Origin of the sequence: Pseudomonas sp. PS02303 (assembly GCF_029959925.1) — a bacterium.
Classification (GTDB): Bacteria; Pseudomonadota; Gammaproteobacteria; order Pseudomonadales; family Pseudomonadaceae; genus Aquipseudomonas; species Aquipseudomonas mandelii.
The window spans coordinates 1-19364 of record NZ_JASCOM010000112.1; the positions used below are offsets into that span (position 1 = coordinate 1).

23 protein-coding genes are annotated in these 19364 nt (G+C 59.6%); 14 read left to right on the plus strand and 9 right to left on the minus strand.

The window, feature by feature from the left end:
* Positions 1 to 96: 96 nt before the first annotated feature.
* The gene (locus QMX98_RS21305; RefSeq protein ID WP_083374710.1) at positions 97 to 906 is read right to left on the minus strand and encodes a TatD family hydrolase; all 810 of its coding nucleotides are present in this window, start codon (positions 904 to 906) and stop codon (positions 97 to 99) included.
* Positions 907 to 1142: 236 nt separating this feature from the next.
* Between QMX98_RS21305 and QMX98_RS21310 the strand changes: the two genes are divergently transcribed.
* The 3 genes from QMX98_RS21310 (at position 1143) to QMX98_RS21320 (ending at position 3658) form a co-directional block, all read left to right on the plus strand.
* Positions 1143 to 2564 (plus strand): transglycosylase SLT domain-containing protein, encoded by a 1422-nt coding sequence (locus tag QMX98_RS21310; protein ID WP_221108790.1) that lies wholly within the window; start codon positions 1143 to 1145, stop codon positions 2562 to 2564.
* Between the two features lie 103 nt (positions 2565 to 2667).
* Positions 2668 to 3102 (plus strand): DoxX family protein, encoded by a 435-nt coding sequence (locus QMX98_RS21315; protein WP_077747921.1) that lies wholly within the window; start codon positions 2668 to 2670, stop codon positions 3100 to 3102.
* A 247-nt stretch (positions 3103 to 3349) separates the two neighbouring features.
* Entirely contained in the window at positions 3350 to 3658 is a 309-nt protein-coding gene (locus QMX98_RS21320) for a hypothetical protein (RefSeq protein ID WP_010461613.1), read from the plus strand.
* 4 nt (positions 3659 to 3662) lie between these two features.
* On the opposite strand, the gene greB is transcribed toward QMX98_RS21320, so the two are convergent.
* Genes greB through QMX98_RS21335 form a run of 3 tightly spaced genes read right to left on the minus strand, consistent with a single transcriptional unit; the run spans position 3663 to position 7382 of the window.
* Positions 3663 to 4160, minus strand: coding sequence for a transcription elongation factor GreB (gene greB, locus QMX98_RS21325; protein WP_007943614.1), 498 nt, complete (start codon positions 4158 to 4160; stop codon positions 3663 to 3665).
* 34 nt (positions 4161 to 4194) lie between these two features.
* Positions 4195 to 6699 carry an ABC transporter permease gene (locus QMX98_RS21330; RefSeq protein WP_077747920.1) on the minus strand — a complete coding sequence of 835 codons (2505 nt, stop codon included), beginning with the start codon at positions 6697 to 6699 and terminating at the stop codon, positions 4195 to 4197.
* Positions 6699 to 7382, minus strand: a complete 684-nt coding sequence (locus QMX98_RS21335; protein ID WP_109633656.1) for an ABC transporter ATP-binding protein — start codon at positions 7380 to 7382, stop codon at positions 6699 to 6701. Before QMX98_RS21335 ends, QMX98_RS21330 begins: the two co-directional genes overlap by 1 nt.
* Before the next feature lie 10 nt (positions 7383 to 7392).
* On the opposite strand from QMX98_RS21335, the gene QMX98_RS21340 reads away from it, so the two are divergent.
* The 3 genes from QMX98_RS21340 (at position 7393) to QMX98_RS21350 (ending at position 9422) form a co-directional block, all read left to right on the plus strand.
* Complete coding sequence (locus QMX98_RS21340; RefSeq protein WP_010461351.1) at positions 7393 to 7998, plus strand: arylesterase; 606 nt, start codon at positions 7393 to 7395, stop codon at positions 7996 to 7998.
* 56 nt (positions 7999 to 8054) lie between these two features.
* Positions 8055 to 8348 carry a hypothetical protein gene (locus tag QMX98_RS21345; protein WP_003226812.1) on the plus strand — a complete coding sequence of 98 codons (294 nt, stop codon included), beginning with the start codon at positions 8055 to 8057 and terminating at the stop codon, positions 8346 to 8348.
* A gap of 102 nt (positions 8349 to 8450) precedes the next feature.
* Positions 8451 to 9422 (plus strand): L,D-transpeptidase family protein, encoded by a 972-nt coding sequence (locus tag QMX98_RS21350; RefSeq protein ID WP_010461344.1) that lies wholly within the window; start codon positions 8451 to 8453, stop codon positions 9420 to 9422.
* Positions 9423 to 9544: 122 nt separating this feature from the next.
* Here the strand turns inward: QMX98_RS21350 and oprI are convergent, their stop codons facing one another.
* A complete protein-coding gene (gene oprI / locus QMX98_RS21355) occupies positions 9545 to 9796 on the minus strand; it encodes an outer membrane lipoprotei OprI (protein WP_002553018.1) in 252 nt (83 codons plus the stop codon).
* A gap of 640 nt (positions 9797 to 10436) precedes the next feature.
* On the opposite strand from oprI, the gene QMX98_RS21360 reads away from it, so the two are divergent.
* Complete coding sequence (locus tag QMX98_RS21360; protein ID WP_010461341.1) at positions 10437 to 10724, plus strand: GNAT family N-acetyltransferase; 288 nt, start codon at positions 10437 to 10439, stop codon at positions 10722 to 10724.
* A 66-nt stretch (positions 10725 to 10790) separates the two neighbouring features.
* Here the strand turns inward: QMX98_RS21360 and QMX98_RS21365 are convergent, their stop codons facing one another.
* Both QMX98_RS21365 and QMX98_RS21370 read right to left on the minus strand, forming a co-directional pair.
* Positions 10791 to 11867: a 3-deoxy-7-phosphoheptulonate synthase gene (locus QMX98_RS21365; RefSeq protein WP_010461339.1), complete on the minus strand. Its 1077-nt coding sequence runs from the start codon at positions 11865 to 11867 to the stop codon at positions 10791 to 10793.
* Positions 11868 to 12028: 161 nt separating this feature from the next.
* Positions 12029 to 12472, minus strand: coding sequence for a PilZ domain-containing protein (locus tag QMX98_RS21370; protein ID WP_282411346.1), 444 nt, complete (start codon positions 12470 to 12472; stop codon positions 12029 to 12031).
* Here QMX98_RS21370 and QMX98_RS21375 point away from each other — a divergent pair.
* From QMX98_RS21375 to cysB, 5 genes are all read left to right on the plus strand, one after another.
* Positions 12471 to 12857, plus strand: a complete 387-nt coding sequence (locus QMX98_RS21375; RefSeq protein WP_042932242.1) for a thioredoxin family protein — start codon at positions 12471 to 12473, stop codon at positions 12855 to 12857. The two genes, QMX98_RS21370 and QMX98_RS21375, sit on opposite strands and share 2 nt — an antisense overlap.
* Positions 12854 to 13810: a putative 2-dehydropantoate 2-reductase gene (locus tag QMX98_RS21380; RefSeq protein WP_282411347.1), complete on the plus strand. Its 957-nt coding sequence runs from the start codon at positions 12854 to 12856 to the stop codon at positions 13808 to 13810. The genes QMX98_RS21375 and QMX98_RS21380 overlap by 4 nt, the downstream gene beginning before the upstream one ends.
* A 25-nt stretch (positions 13811 to 13835) precedes the next feature.
* Positions 13836 to 14741, plus strand: a complete 906-nt coding sequence (locus QMX98_RS21385) for a 5'-nucleotidase (protein WP_010461331.1) — start codon at positions 13836 to 13838, stop codon at positions 14739 to 14741.
* Between the two features lie 95 nt (positions 14742 to 14836).
* Positions 14837 to 15340, plus strand: a complete 504-nt coding sequence (locus QMX98_RS21390; RefSeq protein ID WP_010461329.1) for a universal stress protein — start codon at positions 14837 to 14839, stop codon at positions 15338 to 15340.
* A gap of 115 nt (positions 15341 to 15455) precedes the next feature.
* Complete coding sequence (gene cysB / locus QMX98_RS21395; protein WP_010461327.1) at positions 15456 to 16430, plus strand: HTH-type transcriptional regulator CysB; 975 nt, start codon at positions 15456 to 15458, stop codon at positions 16428 to 16430.
* A 6-nt stretch (positions 16431 to 16436) separates the two neighbouring features.
* Here the strand turns inward: cysB and QMX98_RS21400 are convergent, their stop codons facing one another.
* Both QMX98_RS21400 and QMX98_RS21405 read right to left on the minus strand, forming a co-directional pair.
* Positions 16437 to 16919 (minus strand): transcription elongation factor GreAB, encoded by a 483-nt coding sequence (locus tag QMX98_RS21400; protein ID WP_282411348.1) that lies wholly within the window; start codon positions 16917 to 16919, stop codon positions 16437 to 16439.
* A gap of 2 nt (positions 16920 to 16921) precedes the next feature.
* Entirely contained in the window at positions 16922 to 17332 is a 411-nt protein-coding gene (locus QMX98_RS21405; protein ID WP_010461324.1) for a hypothetical protein, read from the minus strand.
* A gap of 124 nt (positions 17333 to 17456) precedes the next feature.
* Here QMX98_RS21405 and earP point away from each other — a divergent pair, with 124 nt between their 5' ends.
* Positions 17457 to 18614, plus strand: a complete 1158-nt coding sequence (gene earP, locus QMX98_RS21410; protein ID WP_282411349.1) for an elongation factor P maturation arginine rhamnosyltransferase EarP — start codon at positions 17457 to 17459, stop codon at positions 18612 to 18614.
* Positions 18615 to 18662: 48 nt separating this feature from the next.
* The gene (locus QMX98_RS21415) at positions 18663 to 19232 is read left to right on the plus strand and encodes an elongation factor P (RefSeq protein ID WP_007943632.1); all 570 of its coding nucleotides are present in this window, start codon (positions 18663 to 18665) and stop codon (positions 19230 to 19232) included.
* Positions 19233 to 19364 lie beyond the last annotated feature (132 nt).

Sequence of the window (19364 nt, forward strand, 5' to 3'; positions counted from 1 at the left end):
AGCAAGCCTGCTCGCGATAGCGCCCTGTCAGTCACATTAATGTTGGATGTGCCGACGCCATCGCGAGCAGGCTCGCTCCTACAGGGGGATTTGTGGTTACCGGGGGATTGATGGCAGGCCGTAGAACGCGCGAGCGCAGGCGGTGGTGTGGGCGGCCAGATCCTCTTCCGCTTCCCCCCGATGCAACGCCACTTCCCGCAGCACTTCAGTCAAATATGCCGGTTCATTGCGACCGTTCTTCGGCTTGGGTCGCAAGCTGCGTGGCAACAGATACGGCGCATCGCTCTCCAGCATCAAGCGCCCGCGCTTGATCTCTTTCACCAACGGATGCAGATGCGTGCCCCGGCGCTCGTCGCAGATCCAGCCGGTGATGCCGATGTGCAAATCCAGATCGAGGTAGCTGAACAGCGCCTTCTTTTCCCCGGTGAAGCAATGCACCACCGCCGCCGGCAGCTGATCGCGGTAATCACGGAGAATTTCCAGCAGTCGCTGACTGGCATCGCGCTCATGAAGGAACACCGGCAATTGCAGCTCCACCGCCATCGCCAGGTGCTCTTCGAGGACTTTTTCCTGCTGGGGACGCGGCGAGAAATCGCGATTGAAATCCAGTCCGCATTCACCCACGGCTACCACGTTGGGTTCCTTGAGCAAACTGCGCAGGCGCTGGTCGCTGTCGGCGTTCCAGTCGCTGGCCGAATGAGGGTGAATGCCTGCGGTGGCGAACAGTCGCTGGGCCGTTTCGTCCAGTTGCCGGCACAGCTCCAGCGCCTGCTCGCTGCCTTCGACACTGGTGCCGGTCAGGACCAATTGGCAGACCCCCGCGGCATACGCGCGATCGAGTACGGCCTGGTGCTTATCCGCAAAACTGGGGTTGGTCAGGTTGACGCCGATATCGATGAGTTGCATGGTGCTACCTCGGACCAAAGGCCGGAAAGCATATCAGAGCTGTAGATTTATAAGAAAAGCCAAGAACTACAACGAGTTAAGGCTGTCTCTTGATGCCGCGAGACACGCAGGGGTGGCCGGGGTGCCATCACTGTGCCAGTCTTTTGCACTTTGTCAGCGCTCAAGGCGCTCTGTTTCTGTCGTTCGATTTTCATGAAAATTCATGAGGTCGGCCCAGTATTCTTTCCGGAGAGTGGATGACACGTCCCTCGATGTTGCTACTGCTGTGCTGTTCGTTGCTGCTGCCGATGCCGGCGGTCGCGCGTCTGGCCGGCCCGCTGCAAGCCGTGCCGGCGGCCAAGGTCCGTGACCTAGCGGAGATTCGCAGCAGTCGTGTGCTGCGGGTGCTGGTCAACCAGAGCCGCAACAGTTCCGGTGAAGTCCAGGGCCAGACCATCGGCGTCGAATACCACCGCCTGCGCGCCTTCGAGCAATACCTCAACGGTCACGCCCGTGACGGGCAGGAAATAACCCTCAAGATCATTCCCAAAGGCAAGGACCAACTGCTCGGTGCCTTGCAGCGCGGGGAGGGCGACCTGGTGGCGCCGGGGGAACTGCTCGATTTGCAACCGGGCCATGCGGTCAGCAGCAGTGAGCCGATTGCCAGCAACATCCCGTTGGTGCTGGTGGGCATCAAGGGTGAGCGCCGTTACACCCGCGTCGAACAACTCTCGGGTAAGACCCTGGCGCTGCCCACCGGCAGCGCGGCCGGGGATGCGGTCAGTCAGATCAATTCAAAGCTGGCGCTGCACAAACTGGCACCGATGAAAATCGAATGGGTCGACCCCAGTCTGGCGGTCGAAGACGTTCTGGAAATGGTCCAGGGCGGGATCTTTCACCTGACCATCGTCGAGCAGCCGATTGCCGAGCGCTGGGGCAAGATCCTGCCCAAACTACGTCTCGATAAGCAGGTGTCGATCAGCGATCCGGGTGAAGAGTTCTGGTTCGTGCGACGCGACGCTTCGATGCTGCGCGCGAGCATCGATCGCTTCCTGACGACCTACAAGAAGCCGTCGGACCAGGATGCGGCGTTCCTGCGCATCTATCGACGTCTGTATCAAGTGCACTATCCATTGGCCAAGGCTGATCGGCAGCGCCTGGAAAAACTTCGCCCGGTGCTGCAAAAGCACGCAGATGCCCAGGGCATGGACTGGCTGAACCTGGCTGCACTGGCGTTTAAGGAGTCTGCCCTGCAACCCAACGCCCGAAGCGGCAGCGGCCCCACCGGCCTGATGCAGATCACTCCGTCCGCCGCCCAGCGCGTCGGGGTCAACAACATTCAGAACCTCGACGCCAATGTGCAGGCCGGGGCCAAGTACCTGGCGATGATCCGACGCAAGTTCTTCGCAAGCCCCAAACTCAACGAGCGCGAGCGCATGGCGTTTGTGCTGGCGGCTTACAACATGGGGCCGGAACGGGTGCAGGGCATGCGCGCCGAAGCCCGGCGCCGAGGCCTGAATCCCAATCAGTGGTTCTTCCAGGTCGAGCGCATTGCAATGGAGCAGGTGGGAATGGGTGCCGTCAGCTATGTTAATAGCGTGAACAAGTATTACCTGGCGTTCGATCGTGAGAGGGAATCGTTGGAGCCCCAGGGGCAGAAAGTTGCCTCACGGAAATGATCGGCTAAACTGATTGTTATGTCGCAAATAATGCGCTTTTAACATTTGTTTTATCGATTAGTATGGCGGCCAACCAACACACAATCACTATGGATGACACAGCATGAGCACACTGATCAACAAGGTACTGTTTACCCGCGCTGGCTACGGCTTGACCGTTCTGCGAATCTTCGTCGGCATCATCTTTGCTGCTCACGGTGCGCAGAAACTCTTCGGCATGTTCGGTGGCTACGGCATAGCCGGCACCGCGCAGTACATGGAAAGTCTGGGTCTGGCACCGGGTCACCTGATGGCGATCTTGTCCGGTGGTACCGAGTTCTTCGGCGGTCTGGCCCTGATCATAGGTCTGCTGGTACGTCCGGCAGCATTGGGGCTGACCATCCTTTCGCTGGTCGCCATTTTTACCGTGCACATCAGCCACGGCCTGTTCATGACCAACAACGGTTATGAATTCGCCCTGGCCTTGCTCGGCGGCAGCATCGCGGTACTGATCGAGGGTGCCGGCAAACTGTCGGTAGACCGCGCGATCGCTGACTGACCGCTCTGGCTCAACGAAAAGGCCCGCATTGCGCGGGCCTTTTTGTTGCGCGTCATTCTTGACACTGTCCGGTCAGCTTCTCTAGGATGCTGCTCATGCGCCGATTTAAACAGCTACTTGCGGGGCGCCAGGTAACTCATCCAGTTGCCGATAGAAGCTAGTAACAGGCTTCGAAATACCGCTAAAGCGCTGGTTCGGTGTTGCCTCTCACCTGCCATGCAGACTTTTGAGGCAGAGACACGACCCAATGAATGCACTAAGCCCCGTTGTACGCCCCGCGCCGATCACGGCACACCTCACCCAGCGCAACCCCAAAATCCTGCTTGGCGGAAAACATCAGCCGACGCTCCTGCGTTATCTCGATGGCTGGCCACGTCGTACCGGCGGCCCTGCAGCGTTCCTGATCCAGTTTGTCGAAGACGGTGAATCACTGGCGCGGTTTGCCAGCGACAGTTTTGATCTGGCGGTGATTCAATCGCCCAGCGTCGAAGAGGCGCCAGAGGTGATCAGGCAGCTGACCCGGGTTGCCCGGCAAGGTTTGATCACGCGCCGCTGAAGCTTTAGAGATACTCGATCGCCACGATATACACGCACTGTTCACCGGTGGGTGTCTGGACCCGAACCTCGGCGTCCAGCGCCTTGCCGATCAACGCGCGGGCGAGCGGCGAGTCGATGCTGATCAGGCCCAGTTTCAAGTCCAGCTCATCCGGCCCGACAATACGATAGCGTGACTCTTTGCCGTCTTCATCTTCGATGGTGACCCAGGCGCCGAAGTAGACCTTGTTCGGGTCGCTTGGCTTCTCGCTGACAACCTTCAGTGCTTCGAGACGCTTAGTGAGAAAGCGCACGCGACTGTCGATTTCGCGCAGCATCTTTTTGCCGTAGGTGTACTCGGCGTTTTCCGAACGATCGCCCTGTGCCGCTGCCTCGCTGACCGATTGCGTCACCTGAGGCCGACGGACATGCCAGAGCTCATGAAACTCGGCCCGCATCCGCGCTTCACCTTCCGGGGTGATCAGCGCGGTGCCTGCGGGGCGGGGAGGGCGATAACGGCTCATGGCAACTTCTTGTGAGGGGAGAGTCTTGAGTCTATCAACCCTCGCGCAACACTGTCAGGGGGCTGGCGTTCAGCGCGCGACGGGTACCGAATACACCGGCGCCGCCGATCAACACTGCGCCAATCAACGGCAACACCAACAGCCACGGATGTGGATGCCACGGCAGGTCGAAGGCGTAGCGATAAAGCACCAGGCTCACCAGTTCTGACCCCAACGCCGCCAACAGGCCACTGACCGCGCCGAGCAAACCGAACTCGATCCGCCGCGCCTTGACCAGCAATTGCCGTTCGGCCCCCAGTGCTCGCAGCAGCGCGCCTTGGCGAATGCGCTCATCGAGGGTCGCCTGCAAGCCCGAGAACAACACCGCCATCCCCGCCGCCAATACAAACAGCAGCACGTATTCCACGGCCAAGGTGACTTGAGCGAGGATGCTGCGCAGCTGCTCCAGCAAGGCTTCGACTTGCAGGATGGTGACCGCCGGGAAGGCCCTGGACAGGTCGACAATCTGCTGGTCGTGACCCGCCGCCAGATAGAAACTGGTCAGGTAGGTCGCCGGCAAATCCTTCAACGTGCCAGGCTGGAAGATCATGAAAAAGTTCGGCTGGAAGTTGTCCCAGTTGATCTCCCGCAGACTGGTGACTTTCGCTTCGCGATTGGCTCCGCCGACGGTAAAAACCATGTGATCGCCAAGCTTGAGCTTCAGGCTTTCGGCGACCTTGCCTTCCACCGACACGCCAGGAACGTCATCGGCTGGCTGTTCGCTCCACCAGTTGCCCGCTGTGAGCTTGTTGCCCGCCGGAAGGTCCGCGGCCCAGGTCAGGCTCAGGTCGCGCTGGATAGCCCGGTCACCCGCCGAATCCTTGCTGACGATTTCCTGTACCGGCTCGCCGTTGATGCTGATCAGTCGTCCCGGCACCACCGGGTACAGCGGCGCCGATTGGGCTGACAGCTCGATCAGTCGATCGGTGAAGGCCTGTTTGTCGGCGGGCAGGATGTTCAGGGCGAAATAGTTCGGTGCGTTTTTCGGTAACTGGTTCTGCCAGGTGTCCAGTAACTCGCCACGCAGCAAAGCGATCAGCGCCATGGACAACAGGATCAAACCGAAGGCCAAGGCTTGTCCGGCCGCCGCCAGCGGATGACGCAGCAGTTGGCCTAGCCCGAGGCGCCAGGGCAATGAAGCGCGTGCCAGCATCCGACGCAAGCTTTTGAGTAGCAGCAACAGCAACCCGCCGAGTATGACCGCCGCGATCACGCCGCCGCCGAGCAGGGCGAAGGTCAGCACCAGGTCGAGGCTCAGGCGCCACATGATCAGGCCGAGGGCGCCCAGCGCAGCGCCATACACCATCCAGGTGCTGGAAGGAATCGGCAGCATGTCTCGACGCAGCACCCGCAGTGGCGGAACTCGACCGAGTGCAGCCAGTGGCGGCAGGGCAAAACCGGCCAAGGCTACCAGCCCGGTGCCGATCCCGGCGATGGCAGGAAACAGACCGCCCGGAGGTACGTCGGTTGGCAACAAATCATGCAGCAACGCGAACAATCCAAGCTGTGCAAGCCAGCCGAGGAGCGCGCCGCCGAGGCTGGCGAGCAGGCCAAGTACCGTCAGCTGCAAACTGAACAACACCATGGTTTCCCGACGCGACAGACCCAGGCAACGCAGCAAGGCACTGGCGTCGAATCGGCGAGTGGCGAAGCGTGTTGCCGACAGCGCCACCGCCACGCCGGACAGCAGAACCGCCACCAGGCTGGCCATGTTCAGGTAACGCTCGGCCTTGCCCAGCGCACCGCCGATCTGTCGGTTGCCGTCGCGAGCATCCTGGATGCGCTGGTTGGCAGCCAGGCCGGGTTTGATCAGTTGACGGTAGGTTTCCAGTGCCTCGGCTTTACCGCGCCAGAGTTCGCGGTAACTGACCCGGCTGCCGGGTTGCACCACGCCGGTTGCGGCGAGGTCGCTGAGGTTGATCAGCACCCGTGGCGTGAGGCTGTAGAAATTGCCGGCACGGTCCGGTTCGTAAGTCAGGACGCGGGCCAGTTTCAGAGTGCGCAGACCGACATCGATGCTGTCGCCGATCTTCAGGTCGAGCGCGGTCAGCAGTCGCGCTTCGACCCAGGCTTCGCCGGGTTTGGGGCCGCCACCGGCTTCTTCCGGGGCGAAGGGCGCCGGGGCGCTTTTCAGTTCGCCGCGCAGCGGATAAACGTCGTCGGCGGCCTTGATGCTGGACAGCTGGATGCCGTTGTCGGTGGCGATGACACTGGAGAACTCCACTACTTGAGCGTGTTCGAGTCCCAGTTCCGTGCCACTTTTGATCTGTTCCGGACGCGCGGGAGAACTGCCTTCAAGCAACAGGTCGGCGCCGAGAAATTCGGTGGCGCGCAACATCATGGCGCCGTTCAGGCGGGCACCGAAGTAACCGATGGCGGTACTCGCCGCCACGGCAACCACCAGGGCGAAGAACAACACGCGCAACTCACCGGCGCGGGCGTCGCGCAGGAGTTGGCGGATGGCAAGGCTGAACAGGCGCAACAGCGGCAGGCGTGCCATCAAGGCTCCAGAGGGGCGACCAGCAGGCCGGCTTCAAGGCGGATCAGGCGCCGGCAGCGATGTGCCAGGCGTTCGTCGTGGGTCACCAGCACCAGGGTCGTGCCGCGTTCCTGGTTGAGTTCGAACAGCAAGTCGCTGATGCGCTCGCCGGTGTGGCTGTCGAGGTTACCGGTGGGCTCATCGGCGAACAGCACATCGGGTTCTGCGGCAAACGCACGGGCAATCGCAACGCGCTGCTGCTCGCCGCCGGAGAGCTGGCGGGGTGAGTGGGTCAGACGCTGGCCCAGGCCAACGCGCTGGAGCAATTGAGTGGCACGTTCGCGGGCATCTTTGCGGCCGTCGAGCTCCAGCGGCAGCATGACGTTTTCCAGTGCGTTCAGGCTGTCCAGCAGTTGAAACGACTGAAACACAAAACCCACATGCTCGGCCCGAATGCGCGCCCGCTGGTCTTCATCGAGATTACTCAGGCCCTGGCCGGCGAGGGTGACTTCACCGCTGCTCGGCAGATCGAGGCCGGCGAGCAGGCCCAGGAGAGTGGATTTGCCGGAACCGGAGGCGCCAACGATGGCCAGGCTGTCGCCCTTGTTCAGTTCCAGGCTGAGTTCGTGCAGGATAGTCAGTTCACCTTCCGCGCTGGGAACCACTTTGCTGAGGTTCTTCGCGGTGAGAATGCTTGCGCCCATGGAGAATCCGATGCGTGTGTGGTTTTTGAGTGCTGGCCTGGCCTTGATGTGCATGGCCCAGAACGCAGCGGCGGGTACTGTCCTGATCGTTGGCGATAGTATCAGCGCCGGTTTCGGCCTGGATACCCGCTTGGGGTGGGTGTCGCTGCTTGAGCAACGGCTCAAGCGCGAAGGTTTCGACGATAAGGTGGTCAATGCCTCCATCAGCGGCGACACCAGTGCCGGAGGCCAGGCGCGTCTGCCTGCGCTGCTTGCAGAGCATAAGCCTGAGCTGGTGATCCTCGAATTGGGCGGCAACGATGGCCTGCGCGGAATGCCCCCAGCTAATTTGCAACAAAACCTTGCGTCGATGATCGACAGCTCCAGAGACAGTGGCGCCAAGGTGCTTTTGCTCGGCATGCAGTTGCCACCCAACTACGGAGTTCGTTATACCGAGGCTTTTGCGAAGGTCTACAGCGCACTGGCCGAAGAGAAAAACATCCCGCTGGTACCGTTTTTTCTCGACGGCGTGGGTGGTCATCCGGACTTGATGCAGGCCGACGGATTGCACCCGGCAGCGGGCGCTCAGGACAAGTTGCTGGAAAATGTCTGGCCGACACTGAAACCGCTGCTTTGACGCTTTTCTAGCGGCGGTGTTTCGGCTAAGGTGGCGCCCCCGATTTGGAGCCCCCGATGCCGCGTCCTGCCTGGTCCCTTTTTGCCTACCAACTGATCGAGCCTGACGAACAGCTGGATCTGTTCGCCTGCCAGGAAGTGCGGGTGCATCTGGTGACCCGTCAGCTGGAGCTGGGCGGCTCGGCCGATCGAACCTTGTGCGGCAGTCTGCTGCCCGCGCAACCGCGCTGGTCGAGTGTCGACCGCCGGGTGTTCCAGGACCAGCGCCTGTGTTCGCTGTGCCGGGCCATTCTCGAATCGCAGAAGCGCGGCACCTCGCCGATCTGGCCGGAACTGCGTTTCGAGCTTTAGAAACCGATAGATTGCTTGCTATCGGTCAACTCCCCGATTTTCCAGATGCCAGTGTACAATCGCGTTTTTATACCCTTGTCGATCATGCGAAGGATTTTCCGGATGTTGCCGCGTTTTCCTGCCGTCACCCGCTGCCTGTCTCTTGCCGCCCTCTGTGTGGCGGGCCCCGTAGCCGCATTGGAGCTGCCCCTGCCACCGCCCGGTGAAGACATCATCGGTCAGGTACAAGTGATCAAGGCCAAGTACGAAGACACCTTCGCCGACCTCGGCACCACTTACGATCTGGGCTATTCGGAAATGGTCGCGGCCAACCCTGGCGTCGATGCATGGTTGCCGGGCGCTGGCACCGAGATCGTCCTGCCGACGCGTTTCATCCTGCCACCGGGTCCGCGCGAAGGCATCGTCATCAACCTGGCCGAGTACCGCCTCTACTACTTCCCGAAAGGCCGGAACGTGGTGTACACCTTCCCGCTGGGTATCGGCCGTGAAGGCTGGGGCTCGCCGATTGCCCATACCAGCATCATCGCCAAGACGCCGAATCCGACCTGGACCCCTCCAGCGTCGATCAAGGCCGAGCACGCCGCTGATGGCGATCCGCTGCCGAACGTCGTGCCGGCAGGCCCGGACAATCCACTGGGGCCGTTCAAATTCACCTTGGGCACGCCGGGCTACCTGATCCACGGGTCTAACAAGAAGTTCGGCATCGGCATGCGCACCAGCCACGGCTGCTTCCGCATGTTCAACAACAACGTGCTCGAAATGGCGGGCATGGTGCCGGTCGGGACGTCGGTGCGCATCATCAACGACCCTTACAAGTTTGGCGTCAGTGGGGGCAAGGTGTATCTGGAAGCGCACACCCCGCTGGACGACAACGGCAACCCGTCGGTGGTCGACAAGCACACCGCGGTGATCAACGCGATGCTCAAGCGCGAGGACATCACCAACAACCTGCGCATGAATTGGGATGTGGTGCGTGACGTGGTTGCCGCTGAAGATGGCTTGCCGGTTGAAATCGCAGTGCCGAACGCTTCTACGTCGATGGTGACGAGTGCGCCGATCGATCCGCTGCAGTAAGGCTTGAAAAGAACCCGCCGACGCAGGCCGCGTCGGCGGGTTTTTTATGGCCGGCAGGAAACACCGGGCAAAAAAAAGCCGACCCAAAAATGGGTCGGCTTGATAACAACCCCGAAGGATTATTACTTGCGGCTAGCTTTGTCCAGCATGCGCAGAGCACGCTCGTTAGCTTCGTCAGCAGTCTGTTGTGCTTTTTGAGCAGCAGCCAGAGCTTCATCAGCTTTACGGTAAGCTTCGTCTGCACGAGCCTGGGAGCGAGCTGCTGCGTCTTCAGTAGCAGTCAGACGTGCTTCGGTTTCTTTCGATACGCTGCTGCAACCGGTAGCCAGAACTGCGGCCAGAGCCAGAGCAGAGAATTTCAGAACGTTGTTCATCGTGTTCCCCTTCAAGGACTTTCTATTAAGTAGCTGTCTCCTCAGAGTGAGGAAATAGCCGGCGTACATACTACCCATTACTTCTAGTAAGTAAACTGACGTGTAGCAAGAAGCAAAAAAAATTGTAGGCGTTGATTCTTTTTCGAGCAACTTTTAACTGCGTTGTTTAAAAAATATCCAGCCAGGAGGCCCGAGATGAGCGAGCCGCCTAAAAAAGTTCCGTGCACTCACCGCTGTTTTTCTCATTCTTGGCTAAAGTCTGTCTATATGGATTCGTCCATACTTTTGTTCGGATTTTGCGCCGTGGCTCTCATAATCTTTATCCATCTTGATGGTGACTTTAAGAGCGCGCGTTCGTCTTAAGTCTCAACATCCGGCAATGTTCAGGCTATCGACCCGCAGATATCTCCGGTCGAGCCGTCCCTGCGTCACCCGGAGCAGCACCCGCCACTGAGCGCGATGACGAGCGTACCTTGAGCATTTCTGCCAATGGTGCCTACTATTTGATACGTGCTCGGTTGTGCGAGATCGGTGCCGCTCTTCTCGGTGTCCATTCAGGCACGAGGTGGCGTAGATGTTCCTTCGCCGGAAAAACATCGGTAAGGTAGGGGTCAGAATTCAAGACCCGCGAGGAGTAGTGATGAGCGAGGCGTTGTCCATCCACCATGACCAGGCTGGTCATCAGTTCGAGACCAGTGTGGACGGTCATCGTGCCTACCTGACCTATATGGATCTGGGGAAACAGACCCTGGATATCTATCGCACCTTTGTGCCCAACGCGCTGCGTGGTCGCGGCATTGCGGCAGCCTTGACCGAGAAGGCGTTGGAGTACGCTGAGGAAATGGGTTACACCGTCATTCCATCGTGCTCTTACGTCGAGCGCTACATGGAGCGTCACCAGCGGCATGCCGCCAAGCTGAGCCAGTAACCTTAAAATACGAACACAAAAAAACGCCGGGTTTAGCCCGGCGTTTTTGTGTGCGGCGAAACGTGATCAGGTGCGAGCGCGTTTGGGCAGCACATCCTTGAGCTTGGCGTGCATGCTGCGCAAGGTATTTTCGGTAGCGGACCAATCGATGCAGGCATCAGTGATCGACACGCCGTATTGCAGGTCGGCGAGGTCTTTCGGGATGGCCTGGCAGCCCCAGTTCAGATGACTTTCGACCATCAGGCCGATGATTGACTGGTTGCCTTCGAGGATCTGGTTGGCGACGTTCTCCATCACCAGCGGTTGCAGGGCCGGGTCCTTGTTGGAGTTGGCGTGGCTGCAATCGACCATGATGTTCGGCTTGATCTTCGCCTTGTTCAACGCTTGCTCGCAGAGCGCGACGCTGACCGAATCATAGTTCGGCTTGCCGTTGCCACCGCGCAGGACCACGTGGCCGTAGGCGTTGCCCTTGGTGGTGACGATCGACACGCCACCTTCCTGGTTGATACCCAGGAAGCGGTGAGGGCTGGAAACTGATTGCAGGGCGTTGATAGCGACCGTCAGGCCGCCGTCGGTGCCGTTCTTGAAGCCGACTGCCGAGGACAGGCCGGAGGCCATTTCACGGTGAGTCTGGGATTCGGTGGTGCGCGCGCCGATGGCCGACCAGCTGATCAGGTCCTGCAAATATTGCGGGGAGATCGGGTCGAGGGCTTCAGTTGCGGTCGGCAGGCCCATTTCGGCCAGGTCCAGCAACAATTGACGACCGATGTGCAGACCGTCCTGAATCTTGAACGAGTCGTCCAGGTACGGGTCGTTGATCAAGCCTTTCCAGCCGACGGTGGTGCGTGGCTTCTCGAAATACACGCGCATGACCAGATACAGGGTATCGGACACTTCAGCCGCAAGCGCCTTCAGGCGCTCGGCGTATTCGTGGGCAGCCTTGATGTCGTGGATCGAGCAAGGCCCGATGACAACAAACAGGCGGTGGTCGGTACCATCAAGAATATTGCGAATGACTTCACGGCCCTTGGTGACAGTGCGCAGGGCAGCGTCGCTCAGAGGGATGTCACGCTTTAGCTGATCGGGAGTGATCAGGGTCTCGTTGGAAGCGACGTTTAGGTCGTTGATCGGTAAATCAGCCATCGTTTACTCGTCAGGTCACGGGTGCCGGCCGCCAGCGAACCCGCGCGGCGGAGCACAGCAAATTAAGCGCGTCGGGGAGCCGAACCTTAGCGCGTTACGCGCCTGCTCGACAATGGGCAGACGCTGGTTTTAGGGGCATTCTCACTAATTGAGAGCGTTGCCTAACCCAGCGCAGGCTGTGCAAATGCCTTGCGAACCGTGTCGTGAGAGAACTCGTCGGCATGCTGCTGGACCCAGTCGAGGGCCAGGGCCTGAATATCCTGCAGGTCATCGTGTGCGTCACGCAGGCGGCAATAACGTTCGATCTGGCAAACCTGCTCGCCCATTCGCGCACTGAACAGCATCTGTTCGTCGACGAAGGCAATGCCCACCAGGTAACCGCGTTTGCGTCGCAGGCACCAGGCCACATAACCCAGATAGCGCAAATCGGGATTCAACGTTGGCATGCGCACTTCCAGCGCCGTACCGTGGCGCCAGGCGCGGTGGTAATTGCAAGCCATGCCGCCGAGGCTGATAGTGTGCAGCCGTTGCCGCGAAATGCACTCATGCGTGAGCAACGTTAACTCGACGGGCACATCGTCAGGGTGAGGTAAAAAACGTCCCATGAACACAAACTCCCTGTGTCGGCCATTTGACATTGTTTCCCCCAGTATAGTGGTCGAATTGCAACTGACTGATTTCGACGCCGACCAACGGCTGCTGGCGATGAGCGGTGTGTCGCTGGTGATTTTCACCAGTGTCGGCTGCGCCAGTTGCCGTTTTGCCCGCGAGCAATTGCCAGGACTCGATCTGGCGATCGACCGGCTGTGCTGGATCGATGCCGGAGACAATGGCGGGCTGGTCGAGCGTTATCAGGTTTTTCATTTGCCGGCGCTGTTTGTAGTGCGCGACGGCGAGTTTTTCGGGGCAGTACAGTCGCGCCTGACCAGCACCGGGCTCAATGAAGCCGTGCGCCAGGCGCTCAGTCGACATGCAGAGGAGTTGCCATGATGGGGGCAGTTGCCAAACCGACAATCGGGATTATCGGAACCGGCGCGATCGGCGGGTTCTACGGGGTGATGCTGGCGCGTGCCGGGTTCGATGTGCACTTCTTGTTGCGCAGTGAGTTTGCAGCGGTCGCCGAACGCGGGCTGCACGTTGACAGTGCGGTGCATGGCGCATTGACGCTGAACCCGGTCCAGGCCTATTCGTCTGCTGAGGACATGCCCGCTTGTGACTGGTTGCTGGTCGGCGCAAAAACCACCAGCAACACGGACCTCGCGCCCGCCATCATCCAGGCCGCCGCGCCGAATGCCAACGTCCTGCTGTTGCAAAATGGCCTGGACGTCGAAGACAGCTTGCGTGAGTTACTTCCCGATTCCCTGCACCTGCTCGGCGGGCTGTGTTTTATCTGCGTCCATCGCGAAGGGCCTGGCGTCGTAACCCATCAAGCGCTCGGCGCGGTGAACGTTGGCTACCACAGCGGTCCCGCAGCCGATGAGCAGGCGCGAATGACGATTGTCGAGGAGGGCGCCGGACTGTTCCGCGCGGCCGGCATCGACTCTCAGGCCATGCCGAATCTGCACCAGGCACGCTGGCAAAAGCTGGTCTGGAATATCCCTTACAACGGCCTGTCGGTTCTGCTTGGGGCCAGCACCACGCCGTTGATGGCCGATGTCGACAGCCGGGAACTGATCCAGGCGCTGATGGCCGAAGTGGTTCAGGGGGCAATCGCTTGCGGTCACGACATACCGGCCGGGTATGCCGAGCATTTGTTCAAGGTGACCGAGAAAATGCCCGACTATTGGCCAAGCATGTACCACGATTTTCTGCACAAACGACCGCTGGAACTGCAGGCAATTTACGCGCGACCTCTGGCGGCGGCCAAGGCGGCGGGTTGCGAATTGCCGCGAATCGAGGCCTTGTATCGCGGCTTGAGTTTTATCGATCGACGCAACACGTAAGTCGATCAACCTGAGGGGGAAGGGCATGGCAAAGACTATCGACGACAAACTGGTGCTGGCGATCTCGTCGCGAGCGCTATTCGACCTGGACGAAAGCCACAAGGTTTATGAGTCGAGCGGCGTCGAAGCCTACCGGCAATATCAGATCGAGCACGAAGACGAAATCCTCGCGCCCGGAGATGCGTTTCCGTTGGTGGAGAAACTGCTCAATCTGAACGCCAGCCTCGGTCGGGCCCGGGTCGAGGTGATTCTGGTATCGCGCAACAGCGCCGACACCGGCCTGCGCGTATTCAACTCGATTAATCATTATGGCCTGGCGATTTCCCGCGCGGCGTTCGTTGGCGGGCGCAGTCCTTATCCGTACCTCAAGGCCTTTGGCTGCGACCTGTTTCTCTCCACCCACGCCGAAGACGTGCGCAGCGCGCTGGATGCCGGATTCGCTGCAGCAACCATTCTGTCGGGCGGTGCCAGCCGTGCAGCCAGCGATGAGTTGCGCATCGCCTTCGACGGTGATGCCGTGCTGTTTTCCGACGAGTCCGAGCGGATCTATCAGTCCGGCGGCCTGGAAGCGTTCCAGGCCAGCGAACGCGAATCGGCCCGCGAGCCTTTGCGCGGAGGTCCGTTCAAAGGCTTCCTCGCCGCCCTCAATCTGTTGCAACGCGAGTTTCCCGATGACGCCTGTCCGATCCGCACCGCCCTGGTGACGGCGCGGTCGGCGCCAGCCCATGAGCGGGTGATTCGTACCTTGCGCGAGTGGGACATTCGTCTGGACGAGTCGCTGTTTCTTGGTGGGCTGACCAAGTCGGCGTTTCTCGAAGCGTTCGCCGCCGATGTGTTTTTCGACGACCAGGCCGGCCATTGTGAACTGGCCCGCGAAGTGGTCGCCACCGGCCACGTGCCCCACGGCATCAGCAACGAGCAAAAAGTTTAAGCCCTCCGTTCAACACGTTACGCCGCACGTCGCACTCGCCAAGGCACTGCTAAGCTGAATCAAATCTCCGCCATGTTGGCACGCGAGGAGGTCATATGATTCATTCGATGCTGTATGCCACGGACCTCGGGCTGTACGCACCGTTGGTGATGCAGCATGCCTTGGCGCTGGCGCGGACATTCAATGCTGATTTGTATGTGGTGCACGCCGTTGAACCCATGGGGTTGTTTGCCGAATCAGTGCTGCAGAGTTACCTCGATGAGCAGGCCTTGAACGAGTTTCACAGTCAGGGCTTGAATACGGTGATCGCCAATATCGAGCAGCGGGTGCTCGACAGCTTTCGAGAGGAGTTGGGGGATGAAGGGGAGCAGGATCTGGAGCGGATCAAAGCGGTGCGGGTGCTGCAGGGTGACCCGTCACAGGTGATTCTCGACCAGGCGCAGAAACTCTCCGTGGATTTGTTGATCGTAGGTAGTCATAGCCATGGTGCAGGTGCGGAAACACCCCTGGGCCGGACCGCTGCGCGGGTGTTGCAACTGTCTCGGGTGCCGGTTTACCTGGTGCCGCTGGTTGAACGTCGCCGCCAAGGGGATCGCTAGAACAACAGATAGTGGCAATTTGACAAAAAAGTTCTAGATTTATTCTTCGAACCATTAATATAGTTATATATCGTCGCTGATGCCCGTGGCGTCTACCTTGCTTTGAGGGATTCATATGAAGCTTCAACAACTGCGCTACATCTGGGAAGTGGCGCACCACGACCTCAACGTTTCCGCTACGGCCCAAAGCCTTTACACCTCGCAACCGGGCATCAGCAAGCAGATCCGTCTGCTGGAAGACGAACTGGGCGTCGAGGTTTTTGCCCGCAGCGGCAAGCACCTGACCCGCGTCACCCCAGCCGGCGAGCGCATCATCACCACCGCCGGCGAGATCCTGCGCAAGGTTGAAAGCATCAAGCAGATCGCCCAGGAATTCTCCAACGAGAAGAAAGGCACCCTGTCGATCGCCACTACGCACACTCAGGCACGTTATGCCTTGCCGCCGGTGATCAGCAATTTCATCAAGCAGTACCCGGACGTTGCCCTGCACATGCACCAGGGTTCGCCGATGCAAATCGCTGAAATGGCCGCTGACGGCACCGTGGATTTCGCCATTGCCACCGAAGCCCTGGAGCTATTCGGCGACCTGGTGATGATGCCGTGCTACCGCTGGAACCGCTGCGTGGTCGTGCCTCAGGGCCACCCGCTGACCAAGGTGTCCAAGCTGACTCTCGAAGCCTTGGCCGAATACCCGATCGTGACTTACGTGTTCGGTTTTACCGGCCGTTCGAAACTCGATGAAGCCTTCAGCCATCGCGGCCTGACGCCGAAAGTGGTGTTCACCGCGGCCGACGCCGACGTGATCAAGACTTATGTTCGTCTGGGCCTGGGCGTGGGCATCGTGGCAAAAATGGCAGTCGATGCCAAACTCGACAGCGATCTGGTCATGCTCGATGCCAGCGACCTGTTCGAATCCAGCATCACTAAAATCGGTTTCCGTCGTGGCACCTTCCTGCGTGGTTTCATGTGCGACTTCATCGAGAAGTTCGCGCCGCACCTGACCCGCGAAGTCATGGCCAAGGCCATTCAGTGCCACAACAAGCAGGAGTTGGAAGAGCTGTTCGACGGCGTCGAACTGCCGGTCCACTGATCCCTTTTAAATCACCTCGGTAACAGCAGACTGTTGCCGAGCGCCCGCCACCAGAATCTCTACCTCGTCCCCTTCGAACTTGCCCAGCAAGCTTTTACCCAGCGGTGAGCGAGGGGTGATGACGGTGATCATCTGTCCGACCATATCGACTTTCAGACCCGCTGCGTCAGGCGCCAGAAACAGCCACTGCTCACGACCCTTTTCGTCTTCCAGGCCGAGCAGGGCGCCCACTTCGATCCCGCGTTGTGGGTCATACGGGCGCAAGGTCAGGTTTTGGCAAAGCACGAGTGACTGTCTGATTTCTTCGACACGCCTGGCCTGTCCGGCCGCCAGATAAGACGCTTCCAACCCCAACGTGTCGTACTTGTTTTCGGCGATGTTTTCTTCGTGGGTCGCGGTTTCGTAAGCGGTTTGCGCGGCACGTTCGGCGATGTCGAGATCAATCCGCAGCTTGTCGAGAATCAGTTGGTGGACGGTTTGCTTATTCATGATCAGTCGCAGAATTGCAGGACATTGGCGCGGCTTTTTTCGCTCGGCGCGGTCTGGTCCTGTTGCAGCCAGAACTGGCATTTCGGATTGGACAGGTTGCGACCGCTGCTGCGGGCCTGATCCATGCGTTGCTGCTGCTCGTTCTTGCGCAGGTTCTCTTCGTACTGTTCGAACAGCGGGCTTTGCGCCGGGATGTCCGGCACCGGCTGCACTACCACTGGCGGCTTGGCCAGTTGCTCTACAGCGGCTGCGACCGGCGCGAGTTGCTCGCTGAACAGCAGGCGCGAGGCGAGCCAGCAGGTCAGCGCAATTGCGAGGAATCCAAGCCACAGACCGAGGGCAATGCTGCCGGTCAATTGCAGCGCATTGAGCTGAATCGGCAACGGGCGGCGCGGGGCGGGACGGTAGGGCATGGCTGCCTCCTGGCGGGTGGTCGCGGGCGAATGGCGATTGTCGCACGAAGATTAATCGCCGTCGGCTCTTCTGCGTGAGGTAATTTATGCGGACAATCGGCGCCTTTGCCAACGGGAGCCTGGAATGCCTGAAATGCCTCAAGTGAAAAACCGCTGGCGCTGGGATATTTTTTGCACCGTGGTCGACAACTTTGGCGACATCGGCGTGACCTGGCGCCTGGCCCGACAGTTGGTGGCCGAGCATGCCGTGGCGGTGCGGTTGTGGGTCGATGACCTGCGGGCCTTTGAACGTATCTGTCCTGAAATCGACATCAGCGCCACGCAGCAATGGCAGCAGGGTGTGGAGGTGCGTCAGTGGCCCACCGAATGGCAACCCGCTGAAGCCGCTGATGTGGTGATCGCCGCGTTCGCCTGCCAGTTGCCGGGCCCTTACATGGACGCCATGGCTTCGCGGGAAAAGCCGCCGCTGTGGATGAACCTCGACTACCTGAGCGCCGAAGACTGGGTGATCGGTTGTCACGGGTTGCCGTCGGTGAAGTACAAGAATGTGCAGAAGTACTTCTTCTTTCCGGGGTTTCAGAAAGGCACGGGCGGCTTGCTGCGTGAAAGCGGATTGCTTGAACGTCGCAGGCAGTTTCAGCAAGACCCCGAGGCGCAGCGAGCATTCCTGCAAGGCCTTGGGATTGATCGCGCGCCCAATGCCCAACTGATCTCGCTATTTGCCTACGAAAATAGCGGCTTGGCCAGTTGGCTGGACGTGATGGCCGTCGATTCGACACCCACGCATCTGTTGGTGCCCGAAGGCCGGATTCTCGGGGATGTCGCACGTTGGCTGGGCGTCGACGGATTGGCCGCCGGTGCGCTGCATGTGCGAGATCAATTGACCGTACAAATCCTGCCGTTCGTCCGACAGGATCAATACGATCACGTACTCTGGTGTTGCGATTTCAACGCCGTGCGCGGTGAAGATTCCTTTGTCCGCGCGCAATGGGCAGGGCGGCCGCTGCTCTGGCACATCTATCAGCAGGACGAAGACATCCACCTGGACAAGCTCGACGCCTTCCTGACGCTGTACACGAAAGGCCTGTCCGAGCCTGCCGGCGAGGCGATCAGCGGTCTTTGGCGTGCGTGGAATGCGGGTCATGATATGTCCGACCACTGGCTTGCGACCCGTAAACACTGGCCCGAGCTGCAAAAACACGCCGAGGCGTGGTGTCTGGAACAGGCCTTGCAGGCCGATCTTGCCGCGGCGCTGGTACAGTTTTATGTAAATTGGATATGATACGCGGCCTAGATTTTTGTAAATCCCATCCAAATTCGGATATTCGCAATGAAAACTGGTAAAGAACTGAAACCCGGTACCGTGATCCGTCTCGAAAACGATCCTTGGCTGGTTCAGAAAGCTGAATTCACCAAATCCGGTCGTAACAGCGCGATCATGAAGACCAAGCTGAAAAACCTGCTGACCGGTTACAAGACCGAGATCGTTTACAGCGCTGACGACAAACTGGACGACGTAATCCTCGACCGCAAAGAAGCGACCCTGTCCTTCATCAGCGGCGACACCTACACGTTCATGGACACCACTGACTACACCATGTACGAGCTGAACGCTGAAGACATCGAAGCCGTTCTGCCTTTCGTTGAAGAAGGCATGACCGATGTTTGCGAAGCGATCTTCTTCGAAGAGCGTCTGGTTTCCGTAGAACTGCCGACCACTATCGTGCGTCAGGTTGACTACACCGAAGGTTCCGCTCGCGGTGACACTTCCGGCAAGGTGATGAAGCCTGCCAAACTGAAGAACGGTACCGAGCTGTCGGTTGCCGACTTCATCGAAATCGGCGACATGATCGAGATCGATACCCGCGAAGGCGGTTCCTACAAAGGCCGTGCTAAATAAGCACAGCTTCAGGAATGAAAAAGCCCGACCATTGAGTCGGGCTTTTTTGTGCCTGTCTGAAACACCCGCCCCTGTAGGAGCGAGGCTTGCCCGCGAAGGCGTCGTGTCATTCAACATCGATGTCGACTGACA